Origin of the sequence: Streptomyces sp. NPDC085932 (assembly GCF_044540525.1) — a bacterium.
Lineage (GTDB): Bacteria > Actinomycetota > Actinomycetes > Streptomycetales > Streptomycetaceae > Streptomyces > Streptomyces levis.
Window position 1 is genome coordinate 1 of the sequence record NZ_JBITSJ010000007.1, and the last position, 20,353, is coordinate 20,353.

Sequence of the window (20,353 nt, forward strand, 5' to 3'; positions counted from 1 at the left end):
AGTTCTCAAGGAACGGTCGCTTCCTTTGTACTCACCCTCTCGGGCTTTCCTCCGGGCGCTTCCCTTCGGTCTTGCGTTTCCGACTCTATCAGATCTTTTCTCGACCTGATTTCCTCGGTGCTTTCCAGGTTTCCGCTTCCGCGTTTTCCTTTCCGGCGGTTCCGACTTTATCAGAAGTTTCGAGCCGGACTGACCGGCCGCTCATTTCCGATTCATCGGGAGGGGCTTCATTGAAATCAGTGATTCAAGAAGCAGACAGATGCTCACTGTTACCGGCCCGAGGGAGAACCCCTCTCCAGGCAACTGTTCGAATCTACCTCCCCGCACTCGCCGTGTCAACGGCTCCTGCCGGGGCGAAGAGGAGACTAGCAGTTGAACGGAGGTGGTCGCACATCCGGTGGTCGGCAGGACGATCAGGCCGCCGTGGGGACTGTGGCGCTGCGTTCCGCCGCCTCGACGTCACCGGTCTCTCCCGCGCGGGCCGCACGGCCGCCCAGGACCCAGACGTATGCGAGGAAGGCCAGTTCGGCGACGACCCCGATGGTGATGCGGCCCCAGGTCGGGAGGCCGGACGGGGTGACGAAGCCTTCGATGGCGCCGGAGACGAAGAGGACCAGGGCGAGGCCGATGGCCATGCCGATGGCGGCCCGGCCCTCTTCCGCGAGGGCGATGCGCCGGGTGCGCGGGCCCGGGTCGATGAGGGTCCAGCCGAGCCGCAGGCCGGTACCGGCGGCGACGAAGACCGCGGTCAGTTCGAGCAGGCCGTGCGGCAGGACCAGGCCCAGGAACGTGTCGAGGCGGCCGGCCGAGGACATCAGCCCGAAGCCGATACCGAGGTTGAGCATGTTCTGGAAGAGGATCCAGATGACCGGCAGTCCCAGGAAGACGCCCAGGATCAGGCAGAGGGCGGCGGCCCAGGCGTTGTTCGTCCACACCTGCGCGGCGAAGCTGGCTGCCGGGTGGCTGGAGTAGTACGTCTCGTACTGGCCGCCCGGGCGGGTCAGCTCGCGCAGTTCGCTGGGGGCCGCGATGGAGGCCTGCACCTCGGGGTGGGTGCCGATCCACCAGCCCAGGAGGGCCGCGACGGCCGTGGAGAGGAGTGCCGTCGGTACCCACCAGTGGCGGGACTTGTAGACGGCGGCGGGGAAGCCGTGGGCGAGGAAGCGGGTCACGTCGCGCCAGGAGGCGCGTCGGGTGCCGGTGACGGCACTGCGCGCGCGGGCGACGAGTTGGCTGAGCCGTCCGGTCAGCTGGGGGTCGGGGGCACTGGACTGGATGAGCGAGAGGTGCGTGGCGGTGCGTTGGTAGAGGGTGACGAGTTCGTCGGCTTCGGCGCCGCTGAGGCGGCGCTGGCGGCGGAGCAGGGCTTCGAGGCGGTCCCACTCCGCTCGGTGGGCGGAGACGAAGACGTCGAGGTCCATCGGTGTGCCTGCTCCTCGGCTGTTCGTCGGCGGCTCGTCGTGGATCAGCTTGTCGTACTGCGGCGCGATGCGCCCTCAGCTTGGCAGACTGGCCCTGTCGGGGGCAGGGCAGGGGAAGGGCGGCGGGCGTGAGTGAGCTGGTGACGGGCGAGGCTGTGGCGTTGGAGCTGCGCCCCGCGAGGCTGCCCAGCAGGGCGCTGGCCGTGCTGCTCGATCTGGTGGCGGCCATGGCGGTCTACGTCGCCGTGACCATCGCCCTGGTCGCTTCCACCGCGTCGCTGGACGAGGCGGCGCAGACGGCTCTGTCGATCGCGTCGTTCGTCCTGGTGCTGGTGGGTGTGCCGATCGCGGTGGAGACGCTCAGCCACGGGCGCTCGCTCGGGAAGATGGCGTGCGGTCTGCGTGTGGTGCGTGACGACGGCGGGCCGATCCGGTTCCGGCACGCTCTCGTGCGAGGCCTGATCGGGGTGATCGAGATTCTGATGACCTTCGGGATCGTCGCCTGCATCGCCTCGTTCGTGTCGGCGCGGGGGCGGCGGCTGGGGGACGTGTTCGCGGGGACTCTCGTCGTGCGCGAGCGGATCCCTGTCGCGCGGACCGGTTTCGTGCCGCCTCCTCCGCCGTGGCTGGCGGGGCGGTTCTCGCAGCTCGATCTGTCGGCGGTGCCGGACGGGTTGTGGCTGGCCGTGCGGCAGTACCTGACGCGGATGCAGCAGGTGGACCCGCAGGTGGGCTGGTCGATGGCCGAGCGGCTGGCGTCCGACCTCGCGGAGCGTACGGGGGCTCCGGTACCGCAGGGGGTTCCGCCGGCGGCCTATCTGGCGGCCGTGGTGCAGGAGCGGCAGGCACGGGAGGCCCGGCGCGCCTTCGGGGGCGGTACGACCACAGCTACGACCACCACCAGGGCTGCGGCTGCGAATACCTCTGCATCAGCGGGGGCGGCTTCCGCCTCGCCGGCTGTTCCGGCACCGCCTGCCGATTCCCCCGCGGCTGCCGCGGGAGCGCCGGTCGTGCCGTCCGAATCCGGTGATGGCTCCGAGGCGGCTCGCGGGGATCGGTCCGCCGCGTCGCGTGAGGTACCGGGCGGAGAGCGTCCGCGGACCGGGTTCGTACCGCCGGCCTAGTGCGGAGCGCGGGGCTCCCTTCTCCCTCCCCGCTCACTCCCCTCTCACTCACCGCTCAGGCGAACTGCGACGGCGGTGATTCGAGGTCCTCCAGTTCGATGCCGGGAGCCGCGAGCACCACGTCGCCGGCGATGTGCACGGCGTGCTGTTCGCCGGTGTCCAGGGCTGTGACCTGGTATTCGTCCACCGTCAGCGGGCCGTTGTCAGTGGCGTGTGCTTCTCTTTTCAGCAAGGTCCACGACTGGTCCACGGTGCGCGGGGCGAGGACCGGATCCGTGAAGGCGACGAGGCGTACGCGGGTGGCGGCCGAGGGGGTGAGGCGCAGGAGACGGGCGGTGGCGACGAGGAAGGCCGGGGAGGTGCCGGTGAAGGCGTGGGCGCGCACATTGCCTTCGGTGGCCTCGGTTCCGGTGGGGTCGGTGCGGACCCAGGTGACGCCGTCGAGGGCGGCGCCGCGGACCTGCCAGGCGGCTGCGTGGAGTTCGAGGCGCAGGGGGCGGCCGAGTTCGTCGAGGGTGAGGTCGACGGAGCCGTGGTGATCCCCCGAGGGGGTGGTCAGCTGGGAGACGTAGCGCCAGCCGGAGGGGCCGGGGGCGCACTGGAAGTGTTCTTCAGCGAGGGGGGTGTGATCGTGCGGATCGTGGAGCGAATAGCGGCCGCGGGGCATGGGGGTCCTGGGTCCTGACGGGCTGGGCCGGTCACCGGCCGATCCGGAACGCCGGGCGACCGGGATGCCGGTCGCCCGAAACGGGGCAGGCCCCCCGGCACGGGGGTGCGGGGGGCCTGCCTCGGGATTCCGACCGGTGGCCGAGTGACCGGCAGCGGTGCTGCTGGGCTCAGTAGCGGTAGTGGTCCGGCTTGTACGGGCCCTCGACCTTCACGCCGATGTACTCGGCCTGCTCGGGGCGCAGCTCGGTGAGCTTCACGCCGAGCGCGTCCAGGTGGAGGCGGGCGACCTTCTCGTCGAGGTGCTTGGGCAGCACGTAGACGCCGGTCGGGTACTCGTCGGGCTTGGTGAACAGCTCGATCTGGGCCAGGGTCTGGTCCGCGAAGGAGTTGGACATCACGAACGACGGGTGGCCGGTGGCGTTGCCCAGGTTCAGCAGGCGGCCCTCGGACAGGACGATGATCACCTTGCCGTCGGGGAAGGTCCAGGTGTGGACCTGGGGCTTGACCTCGTCCTTGACGATGCCGGGGATCTTGGCGAGGCCGGCCATGTCGATCTCGTTGTCGAAGTGGCCGATGTTGCCGACGATGGCCTGGTGCTTCATCTTGGCCATGTCCGAGGCCATGATGATGTCCTTGTTGCCGGTCGTGGTGATGAAGATGTCGGCCTTGTCGACGACCTCGTCGAGGGTCGTGACCTGGTAGCCGTCCATCGCGGCCTGGAGCGCGCAGATCGGGTCGATCTCGGTGACGATCACGCGGGCGCCCTGACCGCGCAGGGACTCCGCGCAGCCCTTGCCCACGTCGCCGTAGCCGCAGACGACCGCGGTCTTGCCGCCGATGAGGACGTCGGTGGCGCGGTTGATGCCGTCGATGAGCGAGTGGCGGCAGCCGTACTTGTTGTCGAACTTCGACTTGGTGACGGCGTCGTTGACGTTGATCGCCGGGAAGAGGAGGACGCCGTCGCGCTGCATCTCGTACAGGCGGTGGACGCCGGTGGTGGTCTCCTCGGTGACACCGCGGATCTCGGAGGACAGCTGGGTCCACTTCTGGGGGTTCTCGCCCAGGGTGCGGGTCAGCAGTTCCAGGATGACGCGGTGCTCGTCGGACTCGGCGGTGTCGGGCGAGGGGACCTTGCCGTCCTTCTCGTACTCGACGCCCTTGTGGACGAGGAGGGTGGCGTCACCACCGTCGTCCAGGATCATGTTGGGGCCGCCGGTGGGGCTGTCCGGCCAGGTCAGGGCCTGCTCGGTGCACCACCAGTACTCCTCCAGGGTCTCGCCCTTCCAGGCGAAGACCGGGACGCCCTGCGGGTTGTCCACCGTGCCGTTCGGGCCGACGGCGATGGCCGCGGCGGCGTGGTCCTGGGTGGAGAAGATGTTGCAGGAGGCCCAGCGGACCTGGGCGCCGAGGGCGACCAGGGTCTCGATGAGGACGGCGGTCTGCACGGTCATGTGCAGGGAGCCGGTGACGCGGGCGCCGGCGAGAGGCTGGGTCTCGGCGTACTCCTTGCGGATCGCCATGAGGCCGGGCATCTCGTGCTCGGCGAGGGTGATCTCCTTGCGGCCGAACTCGGCCAGGGAGAGGTCGGCGACCTTGAAGTCCTGTCGGTTGTCGACAGTCGTCATGTCGAGCTGCTCCTCGGGGTTGGGTCGAGGTGGGTACGGCTGGTCTGCGCGGCGGCGGACACAGGGGTGCCCGAAAGAGGACACAGGCATGCCCGCGTACGCGCAGCGCAGTCCGTCGGAGGCCCTCTCTCCCTCGGCCGGTCCCCGCTCGGGACCGCCCGACCGCCATCAGCAGCGACGTCTGGCTCCGTCCCAAGCTACACCGGCGGCGGGGGCGAACCCCAGCCCGCCCGCGAACACATCGAGCCGATCATCGAGCCGATCACCGTGGTGATCACGGGGCGCGGCCGGGACGGCGACGGGGCCCGCCGGGTGGTCCGGCGGGCCCCGTGGGCGCGCATGCTGGTGGTCAGTGGGCCGCGGGGGCCGGGCCTCCGGGCGAGGCCTCGGGGTCGGGGCCCTTGGCGGCTTCGGCCTCGCTGTAGATGTCCGGCTCCAGGTAGATCACGCGGGCGATGGGGACAGCCTCGCGGATGCGGGCCTCGGCGGCGTCGATGGCGGCGGCGATCTCGGTGGCCGTCTCCTCGTGGCGCACGGCGATCTTGGCGGCGACGAGGAGCTCCTCGGGGCCGAGGTGGAGCGTGCGCATGTGGATGATGCGGGTGACGGTGTCGCCGTCGACGACAGCGGCCTCGATCTTCTGGGTCTCCTCGACGCCGGCGGACTCGCCGAGCAGGAGCGACTTGGTCTCGGCGGCGAGGACGAGGGCGATCAGGATGAGCAGGACGCCGATGCAGAGGGTGCCGATGCCGTCCCAGACGGCGTCGCCGGTGAGCAGGGCGAGGCCGACGCCGCCGAGGGCGAGGATCAGGCCGACGAGGGCGCCGAGGTCCTCCAGCAGGACGACCGGGAGCTCGGGGGCCTTGGCGTGGCGGACGAACTCCTTCCAGGAGCGCTTGCCGCGCAGGGTGTTGGACTCCTTGATGGCGGTGCGGAAGGAGAACGTCTCGGCGATGATCGCGAAGACGAGGACGCCGACGGGCCAGTACCAGTGGGTCAGCTCGTGCGGGTGCTTGATCTTCTCGTAACCCTCGTAGAGGGCGAACATGCCGCCGACCGAGAACAGGACGATGGAGACGAGGAAGGCGTAGATGTAGCGCTCGCGGCCGTAGCCGAAGGGGTGTTGCGGGGTGGCCTCGCGCTTGGCCTTCTTTCCGCCGAGCAGGAGCAGGGCCTGGTTCCCGGAGTCGGCGAGCGAGTGCACGGACTCGGCGAGCATCGACGACGAGCCGCTGAAGAGGAACGCCACGAACTTCGCTACCGCGATCGCGAGGTTGGCGGCCAGTGCCGCCACGATCGCCTTGGTGCCGCCTGACGCGCTCATAGGTTCGCGTTGTCCCTTCGTACGCCGTTTTCAGGGCCGGGACGCCGCCGTGTGCGGCGTCCGTGGCTTTGCCCGTGCTTGACGGTGGGCCATTGTTGCAGCCCGTTCGGGCCGCGGTGTCTCAGGTCACCAGCACGGGGGGCGTCGAAACGGTCAGGCGATGACGGTGGCCCGGAAAAGCGTTCCCGTTCCGGACACTTCGGCCTTTTCGCCGGCCGGGACGAAGACGGACGCCCCGGGGGTCAGGTCGTGTTCGCCCGCGCGGACCGTGCCGGCCGTGCAGAGCAGGATCTGCGGGGTGGGGCGGGTGAGGTCGTGGGTGGCGCCGGCCTCGGGCAGGACGTAGCGGGAGAGGCGGAACTCGTCGATGGGTGTCTCGTAGACCTCCTCGCCGTCGGGGGCGGCCTCGGGGCGCAGGACGCCCGGGTCGGCGGCGTGGAAGCGGACGATGCGCAGGAGTTCGGGGACGTCGACGTGCTTGGGGGTCAGGCCGCAGCGCAGGACGTTGTCGGAGTTGGCCATGATCTCCACGCCGAGGCCGTTGAGGTAGGCGTGCGGGACGCCGGCGCCGAGGTAGAGGGCCTCGCCGGGCTGGAGCCGGACGTGGTTGAGCAGCATCGCGGCGATGACGCCGGGGTCGCCCGGGTAGTGGTGGGCGATGTCGGCGTAGGGGGCGTAGGCGCCGCCGAGGCGGGTGCAGGCCGCCGCGGCCTCCTCGACCGTGCGGGTCATCTCCTCGGGGTCGGCGGTGAGGATCGCGGTGAGGACCTCGCGCAGGGCGGCGTCCTCGGGGTGGGCGTGCAGCAGGTCGACGTAGGGCTTGAGGGAGTCGACGCCGAGGTCGTCGAGCAGCCCGGCGGCCTCCAGCGGGGCGCGGAAGCCGCACAGGCCGTCGAAGGCGGTGAGGGCGCAGATGAGTTCGGGCTTGTGGTTGGCGTCCTTGTAGTTGCGGTGCGGGGCGTCCACGGGGATGCCGCGGCGCTCCTCGTCCGCGTAGCCCTCCTGGGCCTGCGCGAGGTCCGGGTGGACCTGGAGGGAGAGGGGGGCTCCGGCGGCGAGGAGCTTGAGGAGGAACGGCAGGCGGGGGCCGAACTTCGCGACGGCGGCCGCTCCGAGTTCCGTCTCCGGGTCCGCGTCGATGACCTCGACGAGCGTGCCCCGCCCGGTGCGGGAGGGTGCGCCGGGGTGGGCGCCCATCCACATCTCCGCCTGCGGTTCGCCGGTCGGTTCGACGCCGAGCAGTTGCGGGATGGCGGTCGGGGAACCCCAGGCGTAGGGGCGGATGGTGTTGTCGAGGCGGTCCATGGGGTTCTCTCTGCGTGTGCGGGCGGACGGGCGCGTCAGGGTGTCCCGGGCAAGATCAGGCCCTCGAAGCGAGCGCCAGGTAAACCGCGGCGAAATCCGTGATGGCGATCAGTTCCGCGAGGGTCTCCAGTTCGCCGCCCTCCTCCGGCTCCAGTTCGCTGATCGGCGTGTCGTGGCTGAGGGCGAGATCACGGGCGCCGGGGGCGGCGGTGAGGCCGCCGATGGGGCGGTCGCGCAGGAGCACCACGCGCGCGTGCAGGGCGGGGGGTTCCTCGACGCGGTCGCGGAAGAAGTCGTCGGGGTCGGCGCTGGCGGCCAGGGGGCCGGCGAGCAGGGCGCTGTGCGCGGCGAGCGCCTCGGGGAGTTCGGCGACGACCGCGGGGGTGCCGGACAGTTCGGCGAGGGCGGCGGCGAACCGGCGGCCCGCGGGGCCGGCCGAGACGCCCTCGGTCCACACGATCGGGAGCGCGTCGGCGAGTTCGGCGGCCAGGGTCTTGGCGGGGTTGCTGTAGGTGACGATGGCGGGGCCGCAGCGTTCGGCGACGCGGTCGAGGCGGTCGGCGACCTTGCCGAGGGCGTCCGGTGGGGCGGCGAGGACTCCCGTGCGGTCCAGCAGCGCGAGGAGCGGGGTGAGCAGGGCCCACAGCACGCCGGGCGCGGACGCGGCGAACGGCTCCTCCTGGTCGTAGGGGGCGGTCGCCATGGGGACGAACAGGCCGTGGGAGCCGTTGACGGCGTCGGCGAGCGGGGACCGGCCGGGAGCGACGGCGACGACGCTGCAGCCCCTCCGGTAGGCCTGCTCGGCGAGGAGGGACAGGCCTGGTTCGGTGCCGTCGGGGGTGATGATCAGGAGGAGGTCGACCGAGCCGACCCAGCCGGGCAGTTCCCAGCGCAGGGCGCCCGCGGCGGGGGCGACGCCGGTGGGGGCGAGGCGGGTGACGGGGCTGCCCGCGCCGGCCAGCGTGCCGATGAGGTCGGCCGTGTGGGTGGCGGCGGCGCCGGGGCCGGCGATGAGGACGGCGCGGGGGCGGCCGTCGGGCTTGAGGTCGTTGATGCCTGCCTCGGCCGAGTGGCGGGCGGCCGTGCGGACGCGGGCACCGGCTTCCGCGGCGCCGCGGAGCAGGCCGCGCTGGTCGGCCTCGGCGAGGCCCTCCGGGGAGTCGAGCAGCGATTCGTCGAGCATGAGCGGCAGCCTCCGGTCGCCGGGATCCGTGGTGCGGGTGTCGTCCTACGTCGGTGCCCTCGGGCCCCGGGGCCATGCGCACCCGGGGTCGCGCCGGGCCGGCTACGCGGGGCGGCGGGCCTCGTCGACGAGGAGGACCGGGATGCCGTCGCGCACCGGGTAGGCCAGGCCGCACTGGGTGTCGGTGCAGATCAGCTCGGTGTCCTGCTCCTTGAGGGGGGAGTGGCAGGCCGGGCAGGCGAGGATCTCGAGGAGGCCGGATTCCAGGGGCATGAGGGGTTCCTTCGAGGTGCGGGCGCTTGGGTCGTGCCTGGTCAGGTTACCGCCGGTGGGCGGGGTCTCAGCCCCTGATGATCCCCAGCACCTCGTCCCGCACGCGGGCCATCGTCGCCGCGTCCCTCGCCTCCGCGTTCAGGCGCAGCAGGGGCTCGGTGTTCGACGGGCGGACGTTGAACCACCAGTCGGCGGCGGAGACGGTGAGGCCGTCGAGGCCGTCGAGGGTGATGCCGTCGCGGCCCTCGTAGGCCGTGCGGATCGCGGCGAGGCTGGCCTGCTGGTCGGCGACCGTGGAGTTGATCTCGCCGGAGCCGGTGTAGCGGTCGTAGGCGGCGACCAGGGCGGACAGGGTGCCGTCCTGGCCGCCGAGCGCGGCGAGGACGTGCAGGGCGGCCAGCATGCCGGTGTCCGCGTTCCAGAAGTCGCGGAAGTAGTAGTGGGCGGAGTGCTCGCCGCCGAAGATGGCGCCGCTGCGGGCCATCTCGGCCTTGATGAAGGAGTGGCCGACGCGGGTGCGGACCGGGGTGCCGCCGTGTTCCCGCACGACCTCGGGGACGGACCAGGACGTGATCAGGTTGTGGATGATCGTGCCTCGGCCGCCGTGCCGGGCCAGTTCGCGGGAGGCGACCAGGGCGGTGATCGCCGACGGGGAGACGGGCTCGCCGCGCTCGTCGACGACGAAGCAGCGGTCGGCGTCGCCGTCGAAGGCCAGGCCCAGGTCGGCGCCCTCCTCGCGGACGCGCTTCTGCAGGTCGACGAGGTTGGCCGGGTCCAGGGGGTTGGCCTCGTGGTTGGGGAAGGTGCCGTCCAGCTCGAAGTACATCGGCACCAGGGTCAGGGGCAGGCCGGCGAAGACCTCGGGAACGGTGTGCCCGCCCATGCCGTTGCCCGCGTCGACGACGACCTTCAGGGGGCGGATGGACCTGAGGTCGACCAGTGAGCGCAGGTGGGCCGCGTAGTCGGACAACGTGTCGCGGGCGCTGATGGTGCCCGGGGTCGCGGCGGCCTCCGGGGCGCCCGAGTCGCTCCACCCCTCGACCAGTTCGCGGATCTCGGCGAGGCCGGTGTCCTGGCCGACCGGGGCGGCGCCCGTGCGGCACATCTTGATGCCGTTGTACTGCGCCGGGTTGTGGGAGGCGGTGAACATGGCGCCCGGCAGGTTCAGCGCGCCCGAGGCGTAGTACAGCTGGTCCGTCGAGCACAGGCCGATCTCCGTCACGTCGGCGCCCTGTGCGGCGGCGCCACGCGCGAAGGCCCGCGACAGGCCCGGTGAGGAGGGCCGCATGTCGTGCCCGGTGGCGATCGCGCTCGCGCCGGTGACCCGCACGAAGGCCGCCCCGAAGAGCTCGGCCAGGGACTCGTCCCACTGGTCGGGGACGACCCCGCGAACGTCGTACGCCTTGACGACCTGCGACAGATCAGCAGCCACGCCCCGCCTCTTCCTGGAAAGTCCTACCGGGCGGTCCAAACTACCCGCACCCCGTGCCGGCTCGCCGGGCGGTGGCCGAGTGGACGCACAGCCGTAACCTCAGGTCAGGGCAGCGTCCAGCCCAGGACCGGGGTGCTCTGGCCGACCACGATCAGGCACATCACCAGCAGCAGGCCCAGGCTCCAGGGCAGCACCTTGCGCAGCAGGTCGCCCTCGCGGCCCGCCAGTCCGACGGCCGCGCAGGCGATGGTGAGGTTCTGCGGGGAGATCATCTTGCCGAGGACGCCGCCGGAGCTGTTGGCGGCGGCCAGCAGCTCCGGCGAGAGTCCGGACTCGCGGGCGGCGGTCACCTGGAGGGCGCCGAAGAGGGCGTTGGCGGAGGTGTCCGAGCCGGTCACGGCGACGCCGAACCAGCCGAGGACGGGTGACAGGAAGGCGAGTCCGGCTCCGGCCGCCGCCACGCAGTGGCCGATGGTGGCCGCCTGCCCGGAGAGGTTCATGACGTAGGCGAGGGCCAGGACGGACGTCACCGTGAGGATCGCGAAGCGCAGTTCGTGGACGGTCGCGAGCCATTCCTTCACCGCCACGCGCGCGTGGACGCCGAGGACGGCGGCGGTGCCGATCCCGGCGAGCAGGACGAGCGTGCCGCCGGTGGACACGACGGGCCAGGTGAAGACGTTGCCGCCGACGGGTTCGCCGTCGGGGCCCGCCACGTGCAGGAAGGGCCAGTCGTAGGTTTGGGTGGCCCGGGCGAGGAGGTCCTTGACGGCCGGGACCTGGGCGACGGAGAAGATCACGACGATCAGTGCGTAGGGGGCGTAGGCGCGCAGTACCTCGCGGGGCGGGTCCTCCTGGTCCAGTTCGTCGCTGCGGGCGCCGGTCAGCACGGAGGCGCGTACGGACTCGGCGGCGGGCACGCGCGCGTGCGGGACGGCGGCCAGGGCGCCGGCTCCGGCCAGGGCGGCGCCGATGTCGGCGAGTTGGGCGGAGACGTAGTTGGAGGCGGCGAACTGGGCCACGGCGAAGGCCACTCCGCACGCGAGGGCCGGCACCCAGGTCTCGCGCAGCCCGCGCCGGCCGTCCACCAGCCAGACCAGCACCAGAGGCACCACGAGGGCCAGCAGCGGCGTCTGACGGCCCACCACGGACGCCACGGAGTCCAGCGGAAGCCCCGTCACCTGGGCGAGGGTGACCACCGGGGTGCCCATCGCGCCGAAGGCCACGGGCGCGGTGTTGGCGACCAGCGCGACGACGGCGGCGCGCACCGGTTCGAAGCCGAGGGCGACCAGCATGACCGCGCTGATCGCGACGGGCGCGCCGAAGCCGGCGAGCGCCTCCAGCAGGGCCCCGAAGCAGAAGGCGACGACGAGGGCCTGGATGCGCGGGTCGTCGGACAGCCGCCCGAAGGACCGGCGCAGGATGTCGAAGTGCCGGGTGCGGACGGTCATCCGGTACACCCACAGGGCGTTGACGACGATCCACAGGATGGGGAAGAGGCCGAAGACGGCGCCCTGGGCTCCGCTGGAGAGGGTCTGGCCGAGGGGCATGCCGTAGGCGAGCCGGGCGACCAGGACGGCCGCGAGGAGTCCGGTCAGGCCCGCCAGGTGCGCCTTCATGCGGACGCCGCCGAGCAGGACCAGGACGATCACCAGGGGTGAGGCGGCCACCAGGGCGGACAGGCCGAGTGAGCCGGCGACGGGTTCCAGTTCCTGGACGTACACGGGCGCCTCCCCGGTTTCCGTCATGCGAAAGCGATTTCTCGCGACCTCAGAACGGAATGGTCATGTCCGCGCCAAGGCGGCGTCAATGGGCGCGCGTGGGGAGAAACCGAGGAGCCGGATCAGTTGTCGGGCGACCGCAGGACCCGCAGGTGCCCGCGCCGCGCGACCTCCATCGGGTCCGCCGCACGGCCGCCGCCACCGGCTCCGGCCGCCCGCTCCTGGGGACGGGCCGCCTCCCGCACGGCGTTCGCGAGCGCTTCCAGGTCGTCACCGCTCGGGCGGGCCGGGGCCGAGCCGTCGAGGAGCCGGACGACTTCCCAGCCGCGCGGGGCGGTGAGGCGCTCGGAGTGCTCGGCGCACAGGTCGTAGCAGTGGGGTTCGGCGTAGGTGGCGAGCGGGCCGAGGACCGCGGTCGAGTCGGCGTAGACGTACGTCAGCGTCGCGACGGCGGGACGGCCGCAGGCGGTGCGCGAACAGCGACGTACAGGGCTCACGACGTTGGACGGTACCGCACTCTTGAGCGGGCCGCGACGACTCTCCACCAGGTCACTCCACCGTGTCGTGGCGTGAAACACCCCACACCCCCCTTCGGGGGCACCTTTCTGACCTGCCCGGACACTCTCGCGCGAGGTGTCGAACGGTCCCGCAAGCGGTCAAGAGTCGTCATAAAACCCTCAATTGCCGTGAGCTCGCCTGTCTCTGCGGGATACGGAATCGAGCCCAACCTTGGCTTGAATGGTCATGTAACGACATGCCGGGCGGGTCGGCCGGAAGCCCCTTCCGCGCCCGTGCGGTGCCGGGCGCACGGCCGCGGCGGGGACTACCCTTCACCAGTGATGGACAAGCCCGTAACGCCCCGTGCCGCCGCCCCCGGGCCCCGCCGCCGTGATCGCCACGGCCGGGGCATGCGCGGCCCCATCGCACCCCCGCAGGTGCCGCTCGCCGCGAGCCGTGCGGAGGCGTTCGCGGACCTGGTGCAGGACTCCGTGGAACGCCTGGAGCGGCGGTGGCCGCAACTCGCCGACATCGATTTCCTGGTACTGGAGGTGCCGCGGCTCGACGGGCCCGGCCAGGCCTGGAACGACGAGGCGGTCCCGCTCGGCGGCACGATCAGCGCGCGCGAGGGACGTCCCGCGCGCGTGGTGATCTACCGGCGGCCGGTCGAGATCCGCACCAAGGGCCGCGACGAGCGCGCCGCGCTGGTGCACGAGGTCGTCGTCGAGCAGGTCGCCGAGCTGCTGGGGCTCACCCCGGAGACCGTCGATCCGCGGTACGGCGAGGACCAGGGCTGACCGGCCCCCCGGGGCTCCTTCAGCAGCGCCGAGGGGGCTCCAGCCCAGCACCGAGGCTGCCCCCTACAGCACCGGCAGGAGCTACTTCTGCAGAGCCGGCAGAGGCTGGCTACTTCTGCAGCACCGACAGGTCCTCGTCCGCCTCCGGGACGGCCACCGTCCCGCGGTCGTCGGGGAGCGTCTGCACGGTGAACGCCGGGACGCCGCCCTCCGCCGCCGTCAGGGTGCGGGCGCCGTAGACCGGGCCGCCGGAGACGGGCTCGACCGTGAGCGCGTACGTGCCCTTCAGGCCGGCGGGGACCGGAGGCTCGATGTCCTGGGTCGTGCCCGCCTTGATCGTGTACGTCTTCGACACCGGGGTGCCGCCCTCGCTGCCCGCCGAGGCGGTGACCTTGACGGTGGCCGCGCCCTCGGGGGCGGTCAGGGACAGCGTGCTGCCCTTCGCGCTGTTGTCGGCGGACGTCGCGCGCGTGCCCACGGGGCGGGTGGCCGGGATGAACGCCGACTCCTGCTTGTCGCCCTTGCCGCGCACCACCTGCACGGCCGCCACCACGGGCACGGACCGGTCCGTCGGCGTCAGCACCAGGGAGCCGGCCTCGCCGCGGGTGACGTCGCCGAGGTCGACGGCGGTCGTCATGCCGCCCTTGACGTGCACGGTCTCGTGACCGGCCGGGGTGATCAGGCCGGACGGGGAGGCGAGGCGCACCTTGAGGTCCGCGTCGGCGTCGCCGGGGGCGAAGGCGACCAGGCGCACGGAGGTGGCGTCCTTGGGGATGCCGGGCAGCACCAGGCTGCCCGCGGGGTCGGCGGACGGGGCCAGCCAGTCGCCGCCGATCCTGTCGTCCAGGGCCTGCACGGCGGCGCCGACCCGCCCGCTGCGCACGTTCACGTGCACGGTGAGCCCGGACTGCTCCTCGTCGGTCAGGGTGGACAGCAGCACCGGGTCGGTGGAGTGCGGCTGGACCGTGAGGCCCTCCCCCACCGCCGACTTCAGGGCGCCGTCCTTGCCGTAGAGCTCGATGTCGACCACGGCGGCAGAGTCGTCGGGGTTCGTCAGGTGGACGTAGTCGGTGCGGTCGGCGGCCGTGCTGACGCCCGGGAACCAGAAGTTCGTGTCGGGAGCGGTGCAGTTGACGCCGTGCAGGCCACGACCGGTCCCCGCGGCGACCTCGGTGGTCTCCTGGACGGTCCAGCCGGGTGCGAAGCGGCCGTCCGCGGTGCCGACCAGGGCGGGCGCCTCGGAGCCCGAGCTGTCGCCCGTGACGGGCTTGCCGGGCTCCTTGGGGGTCAGCACGGGCTTCCCGGGCTGCTTCGCGGTTTGCTTCTCGCTCTGCTTCCCGGTCTTGCCGCCGGACTCGCCGTCCTCCTCGCCCGCGGCCGGTCCGTCCGCCGACTGCCCGTCCGCCGCCCGCAGTTCGGCCTTGCCGTCGCTGCCGGTGCCCTTCGTGACGGGCGTGAAGGAGGTGTAGGACGTCTCCGCGATCTCGGACGTGCTGGGCGCGGGGCACAGCAGGCTGGTGCGCTCCACGGGCAGCTGGGCGGCCGCCCCGGCGGCGGCCTGCGTGCCCGGGGCGTCCGGCTGGGACAGCACGGCGAAGCCGGTGACGGCGGCGAGCGCGGTCGTGCCGGCGATCAGGGACAGGGTGGTGCGGTTCACTGCTGGCTCCCGTCGGGACGCTCACTGCCCGTGCCGTGGGGGTGGTGCTGCTGCGCCGGGTCGTACGGCGTGCCGTACCCCTGCGTGTAGGCCTGGTCGTAGCCCTGCTGGTCGTAGCCCTGCTGGTCGTAGGACGGGGTCTGGGGACCGCCGCCGTACGCGTACGGGTCGTACTGGCCGCCCTGGTACGGATCCGCCTGGTACTGCCGGCCGTAGGCGTCGGCCGGATACGCGGCGTCGTTCTGGTACTGGTCGCCGTAACCGGTGTATTCGCCGCCCGGGTAGCCGGTGGCGTCCCACTGGCCGTGGTTCTGCTGGGGGACGCTCGCCGGGGGCTGCTCGGGGTGCGGGGGCGGGTACTCCGGGGACTCCGGGAACGCGTCGGGCCCGGGGGCGCCTTCCGCCTCGGCTTCCGCCTGGGCGCGCAGGCGGCGAGCGCGGCGGCCCTCTCCGGCCACGGCCTCGGCGGGCACGGGGGGCTCCTCGGGCAGGTCGTCGTCGATGTCGCGGCGCCGGCCGGGCAGGGCGAGCACCACGAGGACCAGGGCGAGCGCGCCCTGGGTCCACAGCCAGGCGGTGTGGCCGATCGGGTCGTCGTAGGTGACGTCCAGCCGGCCGCCGCCGGCGGGGAGCTCGAAGCCCTGGGCCCAGCCGTCGACCGTGGTGGGGGTCAGCGGCTTGCCGTCGAGGGTGGCGGTCCAGGCGTCGGAGGCGGTGTCGGCGAGCCGCAGCACGCGCCCGTCGGCGCCGGCCGGGATCGTGGTGTGGATCTCGACGGGGCTCGCTGCGACCGGCTGGGGCGTGCCCGAGCCGGAGGCGGGGACGATGGTGGCGCGCGCGACCTCGCGGTCGATCCGCCACAGTGCGCCGCCGCTCTGCTGGCTGAGCCGGGTCAGGCCGGGCGTGGCGTCCAGGACGCGGGTGATCTCCCGGGGCGTGCCCTGGTGGACCAGGACGTAGCGCACGGCGAAGCCGCCGAGCTGGTCGGCCTGGTCGGCGCCGGAGCCGGCGACGAGGTTGGCGACGACCTTGTCGAGCCTGCTGTTCTCGCCGTCGGCAGCGGCGATCTCGCCGTCGCCGAGACGGGCGCCGGAACCGCGCACCAGCACGTAGCCGACGTGGGCGCCGGAGTCGCTGTCGAGGACGAGGGTGCGGGCCTGGTCGCGGGTGCCGCTCTCCTCGGCGACGAAGGCGGGGACCTGGGTGGGGTCGCGCCGCTCCAGCGGCCCGTCGGCGCCGCGGATCATCCAGCCGGCCGCGATCAGCAGCGGGCCCGCGGCCGAGGCGAAGGCGATCAGGGCGGCGACCGGCTGGCGCCAGCCGAAGCTCTGCTCGGCCACACGCGCGCGTGCTCCGTCGGCGCCGAGCGCGGCGGCCGCGAGGAGGGCGATGCCGTAGACGAGGGTGGCGGGGCCGGCCCAGGTGGAGCCGTTGGCCATGACCGCGAAGACGAAGCCGGTCAGGGCGACCGCCCAGGCCGTCCGGATGGCCGGCTGGCGCTCCGAGCGCAGCAGGGCGGCGAGGGCGGCCAGCACGACACCGATGAGCATGAGGCCGCTGACGGTGCCGGGGCCGCCCGGGCTGGCGCCGAGCAGGTCCAGGGCGGAGGCCGCCGAGGGGCCGTACTCCAGGCCGGCCTCCCGGAAGAAGCCGAACGGGAGCAGCGTCAGCGACCAGGGCGCGAGGACCAGCAGGGGCGTGCCCAGCTGGGCGAGGAACCGCAGCCCGTACGCCGGGAGGTCGGAGCGGCGCAGCGCCAGCACCCCGAGGCCCAGCAGCAGCGCGAGGGGCCACACGAGGGGCGTGAAGGCCGTGGTGACGGTCAGCAGCAGCGCGTACGCCCAGGTGGCGCGCCAGCTGCCGCGCGTGCCCGCGGGGTTGGCCAGGCCGCTCGCGGCGATGCCCGCGCGGGCGAGGAGGGGCAGCAGCACCGCCAGCACGGCCGTGCCGATGCGGCCGCCGGCGAGGGCGCCGGTGGCGGCGGGCAGGAAGGCGTAGACGACGGCCGCCCAGGCCCGCAGCAGCCGGGACTCGACCAGGGGGCGGGAGGCGAAGTAGGCGGTGAGGCCGGCCAGCGGCACCGAGCAGACGAGCAGGAGCGTGACGGCCAGGCCGGTCGAGCCGAACAGCAGGGACGCGAGCATCGCCACGATCGCCACGTACGGGGGCGCGGCGGAGGTGCCGCCGGCGCCGACCGGATGCCAGGCGTCCAGGTAACGCGCCCACAGCTCGGCCGAGTCGGCCGGCGCGGGCAGCAGCGCGCCGCCCGCGAGGGCACCGCCGCCGAGCAGCGCGCGGCAGGCGACCAGGGAGACGAGCAGCAGCACCAGGAAGAGCACCGGGCCGGGCTTGCGGGCGATGCGCTTGAGCCGGGCGAACTGCTCGATCTCCAGGAAGTCGGCGTCGTCGCCGCCCGGGCCCGACTCGACGGCTCCGCCGTGCCGCCCGGCGCCGGAGGTGACCTCCGGGTCGGAGCTGCCCACCAGGTTGCCGGCGACCTGCTCGACGGTGGCCCGGACGGTCGCGCCGGGCGGCGGGAACAGCTGCCGCAGCTCGCCCTTGTCGATCTGCGGGGCGCCTCTGCCGCGCCGTCCGGCGAGGATCCGCTCGGGCCGCAGCAGCGTGCCCATCAGGCCGCGGATCTCGTCCACTGCCTGTCCGGGGACCTTGCCGACGAGGTAGGCGAGGGTCCGCAGCAGGGTGCCCAGCACGATCCGCAGCAGCACCCAGGGGAGCACGGCCGTACGGGAGTTGACGAGCAGGGTGTAGACGGCGCCGGCCTTGTCGACCTTGTGCGGGGAGGCGGCCGTGCGGCCCACGCAGTCGACCGTGCGGCGTTCGCGGGAGGCCGCCTCGGCGTGCCGGACGACCGCCTCGGGGGCGACGAGGACGCGGTAGCCGGCCGCGTGAGCACGCCAGCACAGGTCGACGTCGTCGCGCATGAGGGGCAGGTGCCGGTCGAAGCCGCCGAGCTGCTCGAAGACGTCGCGGCGGATCAGCATGCCGGCGGTGGACACCGACAGCACGGGCCGGACGTGGTCGTGCTGGCCCTGGTCCTGCTCGCGGCGGTCCAGGCCGGTCCAGCGGCGGCCGGAGTGGGCGATGGTGACGCCGACCTCCAGCAGCTGCCGCCGGTCGTACCAGCCGCGCAGCTTGGGGCCGACGACGGCGACGTCCTCGCGGCCCAGCTCGTACTCGTTGTCCACGACCCGCAGCAGCTGGGCCAGGGCGTCTGGTTCGGGGGCGCAGTCGTCGTGCAGCAGCCACAGCCACTGGACCGGCTCGCCGTGGGGGAGCTCGGGCAGGTCGTAGGTGTCGTCGCGCCACGAGCGCGTGACGGGGTCCCAGCCGCTGGGCCGCTTCAGATACGGCAGTTCTTCCGGGGTGAGGTGCGGGGCCGTGCGGTCGCACTCCTCGACGGCCTGGCCGAAGCCCGTGCGGCGGGCCAGGTGCAGCACGCGGTCGGCGCCGAGGGCGTCGGTGACCAGCTGGGCGGAGTCGTCCGCGCTGCCGGTGTCGGCCCCCATCGCGTACTGCACGGGCCGCTCCTGGCCGAGCAGCCCGGCGAGCGCGTCGGGCAGCCAGCGGGCGCCGTCGTGGGAGACGAGGACCGCGGTCACCACATGACGCGGGAACTCAGGTGTGGCAGCGCTGTCGTGATGGGCTGCCGGGTGGCTGTGCACGGACATCGAGGTACGGGCCCCGGTTCGGTGGACTGCGGTGGACGCCCGCGACCGGTGGGGGCAGCGTGGCGTCTCGGACGAGCGACCACACTATCGGCTGCGCAACAAGGGGGCCCGCCGCCTGTGGACAACCCACCGGCGACGGGCCGTTCACGCTGAGGGCCTCTTCAGACGGCGGCCTTCTTCAGCCGGCGGCGCTCCCGCTCGGACAGACCGCCCCAGATGCCGAAGCGCTCGTCGTTGGCGAGGGCGTACTCGAGGCACTCGGAGCGGACCTCGCACGCGAGGCAGACCTTCTTGGCCTCCCGGGTCGAGCCGCCCTTCTCGGGGAAGAAGGACTCGGGGTCGGTCTGGGCGCACAGTGCGCGCTCCTGCCAGCCGAGTTCCTCGTCCGCGTCGTCGACCAGCAGTTGCTGCACCGTCTCGGTCATGTGCGCCCCTCGTCTGTCTTTCGCGTCCCCGTGATCTAGCCGTTACCGATTCCGGCTGAACGACACGAGTGAAATTACAAGTGTGCTGCTCCGGGCGAGTCAAGCCGAGATCTGCTATTGAGCCCCTTATTCACTCTGCGGAACCAAGCCCATGCGGAAAGTGTTCAAATCACCATAAAACCTGACACACCGATAGAGCCCCGAAGGGCTCACGCTGTCCGCCGGACCCCTCGCAGACCCTCACGGAGAAGGACGCCCAGGAGTTCGATCCCGTTCCGACACGCTCCTCGAAGCGAACCGGATCACAGTCGGATCACGAGTACGCAACGGGGTTTGTCCGCCCGGATGGACGCCATGTGTCCCGGCAAGGCCATGAACAAACCTTTCATCTGAGCGATCGACCGGATGAGGTGAACCTCATCCCACATACCGGGTGTCGAGTTGACAGTGCGGGTGTGAACCGGTGTCCTTGTGGGCATGCTCGCGAACTTGGCACTCACCACGACCCGCACCGCCGGGTCCCTCGGTGCTGCCCACGCTCGCTGTAGCTGTTGCTGTTCCAGCTGTTGAGCCCCACCCGCTCCAGCTGAAGGCCCGGGCCACCCGTCTCCCCGGCCGCCGTTCCCTCTGACCTTCTTTTTCACTGAGGAACCACCACACCCATGAACAGCGACAGCGACCTCCAGATCGCCGGCGACATCCTCGAGGTCACGCACCTGCTCCAGACCCCGCGGGAGCACCCGGCCACCGTCGCCGAGTTCGTCGGACTCGCCCGCGGCATCGCCGAGGACCGCTCCCAGTGGGAGCACCTCGTCCGCTACGACGCGACCAGCCGCTGGTACCACCGGCTGCGCAGCGGCCCGGGCTACGAGGTGTGGCTGCTGTCCTGGGTCCCCGGGCAGGGCAGCGGGCTGCACGACCACGGCCGGTCCTCCGGGGTGCTGACCGTGCTGGACGGCACGCTCACCGAGCGCACGGAGCGGGGCACGCGCGCCCTGCGGGCGGGCGCGCAGCGCGTGTTCGCGCCGGGGTACGTGCACGAGGTGGTGAACGACGCACTGGAGCCTGCGGTGAGTCTGCACGTGTACCACCCGGGGCTGACGGAGATGCCGATGCACACGGCTCCGCACTGCGAGGCCCGCACCGAGCCGGGCGCCCTCACGGCCTGACCGGTCGCGTCGCCGGTTGTCCACAGCCGCGCACCGGTTGTCGC

16 protein-coding genes are annotated in these 20,353 nt (G+C 72.5%); 3 read left to right on the forward strand and 13 right to left on the reverse strand.

The window, feature by feature from the left end; genetic code table 11:
- Positions 1 to 413: 413 nt before the first annotated feature.
- Positions 414 to 1,421, reverse strand: coding sequence for a stage II sporulation protein M (locus tag ACIGAQ_RS30130; RefSeq protein WP_399788500.1), 1,008 nt, complete (start codon positions 1,419 to 1,421; stop codon positions 414 to 416).
- A gap of 128 nt (positions 1,422 to 1,549) precedes the next feature.
- Here ACIGAQ_RS30130 and ACIGAQ_RS30135 point away from each other — a divergent pair, with 128 nt between their 5' ends.
- A complete protein-coding gene (locus tag ACIGAQ_RS30135) occupies positions 1,550 to 2,545 on the forward strand; it encodes an RDD family protein (RefSeq protein WP_399788503.1) in 996 nt (331 codons plus the stop codon).
- 55 nt (positions 2,546 to 2,600) lie between these two features.
- Here ACIGAQ_RS30135 and ACIGAQ_RS30140 read toward each other — a convergent pair whose 3' ends face one another.
- The 9 genes from ACIGAQ_RS30140 to ACIGAQ_RS30180 form a co-directional block, all read right to left on the reverse strand.
- A complete protein-coding gene (locus tag ACIGAQ_RS30140; RefSeq protein ID WP_399788506.1) occupies positions 2,601 to 3,212 on the reverse strand; it encodes a hypothetical protein in 612 nt (203 codons plus the stop codon).
- A gap of 169 nt (positions 3,213 to 3,381) precedes the next feature.
- Positions 3,382 to 4,839 (reverse strand): adenosylhomocysteinase, encoded by a 1,458-nt coding sequence (gene ahcY / locus ACIGAQ_RS30145; RefSeq protein WP_399788509.1) that lies wholly within the window; start codon positions 4,837 to 4,839, stop codon positions 3,382 to 3,384.
- 349 nt (positions 4,840 to 5,188) lie between these two features.
- Positions 5,189 to 6,163, reverse strand: a complete 975-nt coding sequence (locus ACIGAQ_RS30150; RefSeq protein ID WP_311681808.1) for a cation transporter — start codon at positions 6,161 to 6,163, stop codon at positions 5,189 to 5,191.
- 153 nt (positions 6,164 to 6,316) lie between these two features.
- Positions 6,317 to 7,468: a mannose-6-phosphate isomerase, class I gene (manA, locus tag ACIGAQ_RS30155; RefSeq protein ID WP_311681807.1), complete on the reverse strand. Its 1,152-nt coding sequence runs from the start codon at positions 7,466 to 7,468 to the stop codon at positions 6,317 to 6,319.
- A 55-nt stretch (positions 7,469 to 7,523) separates the two neighbouring features.
- Positions 7,524 to 8,651, reverse strand: a complete 1,128-nt coding sequence (locus ACIGAQ_RS30160) for an SIS domain-containing protein (protein WP_311681805.1) — start codon at positions 8,649 to 8,651, stop codon at positions 7,524 to 7,526.
- Between the two features lie 102 nt (positions 8,652 to 8,753).
- On the reverse strand, positions 8,754 to 8,924 hold the full coding sequence (locus ACIGAQ_RS30165) for a Trm112 family protein (RefSeq protein ID WP_311681804.1): 171 nt from the start codon (positions 8,922 to 8,924) through the stop codon (positions 8,754 to 8,756).
- Positions 8,925 to 8,991: 67 nt separating this feature from the next.
- Complete coding sequence (locus ACIGAQ_RS30170; RefSeq protein WP_399788516.1) at positions 8,992 to 10,356, reverse strand: phosphomannomutase/phosphoglucomutase; 1,365 nt, start codon at positions 10,354 to 10,356, stop codon at positions 8,992 to 8,994.
- A gap of 104 nt (positions 10,357 to 10,460) precedes the next feature.
- A complete protein-coding gene (locus ACIGAQ_RS30175) occupies positions 10,461 to 12,077 on the reverse strand; it encodes an L-lactate permease (RefSeq protein ID WP_399789391.1) in 1,617 nt (538 codons plus the stop codon).
- A gap of 119 nt (positions 12,078 to 12,196) precedes the next feature.
- Complete coding sequence (locus ACIGAQ_RS30180) at positions 12,197 to 12,619, reverse strand: DUF3499 domain-containing protein (RefSeq protein ID WP_010034669.1); 423 nt, start codon at positions 12,617 to 12,619, stop codon at positions 12,197 to 12,199.
- Between the two features lie 294 nt (positions 12,620 to 12,913).
- On the opposite strand from ACIGAQ_RS30180, the gene ACIGAQ_RS30185 reads away from it, so the two are divergent.
- A complete protein-coding gene (locus ACIGAQ_RS30185) occupies positions 12,914 to 13,369 on the forward strand; it encodes a metallopeptidase family protein (protein ID WP_094057962.1) in 456 nt (151 codons plus the stop codon).
- A 109-nt stretch (positions 13,370 to 13,478) separates the two neighbouring features.
- Here ACIGAQ_RS30185 and ACIGAQ_RS30190 read toward each other — a convergent pair whose 3' ends face one another.
- From ACIGAQ_RS30190 to ACIGAQ_RS30200, 3 genes are all read right to left on the reverse strand, one after another.
- Entirely contained in the window at positions 13,479 to 15,026 is a 1,548-nt protein-coding gene (locus ACIGAQ_RS30190; protein WP_399788520.1) for a DUF5719 family protein, read from the reverse strand.
- Positions 15,023 to 18,715, reverse strand: coding sequence for a glycosyltransferase family 2 protein (locus ACIGAQ_RS30195; RefSeq protein WP_399788523.1), 3,693 nt, complete (start codon positions 18,713 to 18,715; stop codon positions 15,023 to 15,025). The genes ACIGAQ_RS30190 and ACIGAQ_RS30195 overlap by 4 nt, the downstream gene beginning before the upstream one ends.
- 161 nt (positions 18,716 to 18,876) lie before the next feature.
- Positions 18,877 to 19,140 carry a WhiB family transcriptional regulator gene (locus ACIGAQ_RS30200; protein ID WP_010034659.1) on the reverse strand — a complete coding sequence of 88 codons (264 nt, stop codon included), beginning with the start codon at positions 19,138 to 19,140 and terminating at the stop codon, positions 18,877 to 18,879.
- A gap of 662 nt (positions 19,141 to 19,802) precedes the next feature.
- Here ACIGAQ_RS30200 and ACIGAQ_RS30205 point away from each other — a divergent pair.
- On the forward strand, positions 19,803 to 20,309 hold the full coding sequence (locus ACIGAQ_RS30205) for a cysteine dioxygenase family protein (protein ID WP_311681799.1): 507 nt from the start codon (positions 19,803 to 19,805) through the stop codon (positions 20,307 to 20,309).
- The last annotated feature ends 44 nt before the right edge of the window (positions 20,310 to 20,353 follow it).

What these genes read in the sequence shown, in the direction of transcription:
- ACIGAQ_RS30130 (WP_399788500.1), bottom strand. Translation starts at nt 1,421, where the DNA reads ATGGACCTCGACGTCTTCGTCTCCGCCCACCGAGCGGAGTGGGACCGC.
- ACIGAQ_RS30140 (WP_399788506.1), bottom strand. Translation starts at nt 3,212, where the DNA reads ATGCCCCGCGGCCGCTATTCGCTCCACGATCCGCACGATCACACCCCC.
- ahcY (WP_399788509.1), bottom strand. Translation starts at nt 4,839, where the DNA reads ATGACGACTGTCGACAACCGACAGGACTTCAAGGTCGCCGACCTCTCC.
- ACIGAQ_RS30150 (WP_311681808.1), bottom strand. Translation starts at nt 6,163, where the DNA reads ATGAGCGCGTCAGGCGGCACCAAGGCGATCGTGGCGGCACTGGCCGCC.
- manA (WP_311681807.1), bottom strand. Translation starts at nt 7,468, where the DNA reads ATGGACCGCCTCGACAACACCATCCGCCCCTACGCCTGGGGTTCCCCG.
- ACIGAQ_RS30160 (WP_311681805.1), bottom strand. Translation starts at nt 8,651, where the DNA reads ATGCTCGACGAATCGCTGCTCGACTCCCCGGAGGGCCTCGCCGAGGCC.
- ACIGAQ_RS30165 (WP_311681804.1), bottom strand. Translation starts at nt 8,924, where the DNA reads ATGCCCCTGGAATCCGGCCTCCTCGAGATCCTCGCCTGCCCGGCCTGC.
- ACIGAQ_RS30185 (WP_094057962.1), top strand. Translation starts at nt 12,914, where the DNA reads ATGGACAAGCCCGTAACGCCCCGTGCCGCCGCCCCCGGGCCCCGCCGC.
- ACIGAQ_RS30195 (WP_399788523.1), bottom strand. Translation starts at nt 18,715, where the DNA reads ATGTCCGTGCACAGCCACCCGGCAGCCCATCACGACAGCGCTGCCACA.
- ACIGAQ_RS30200 (WP_010034659.1), bottom strand. Translation starts at nt 19,140, where the DNA reads ATGACCGAGACGGTGCAGCAACTGCTGGTCGACGACGCGGACGAGGAA.
- ACIGAQ_RS30205 (WP_311681799.1), top strand. Translation starts at nt 19,803, where the DNA reads ATGAACAGCGACAGCGACCTCCAGATCGCCGGCGACATCCTCGAGGTC.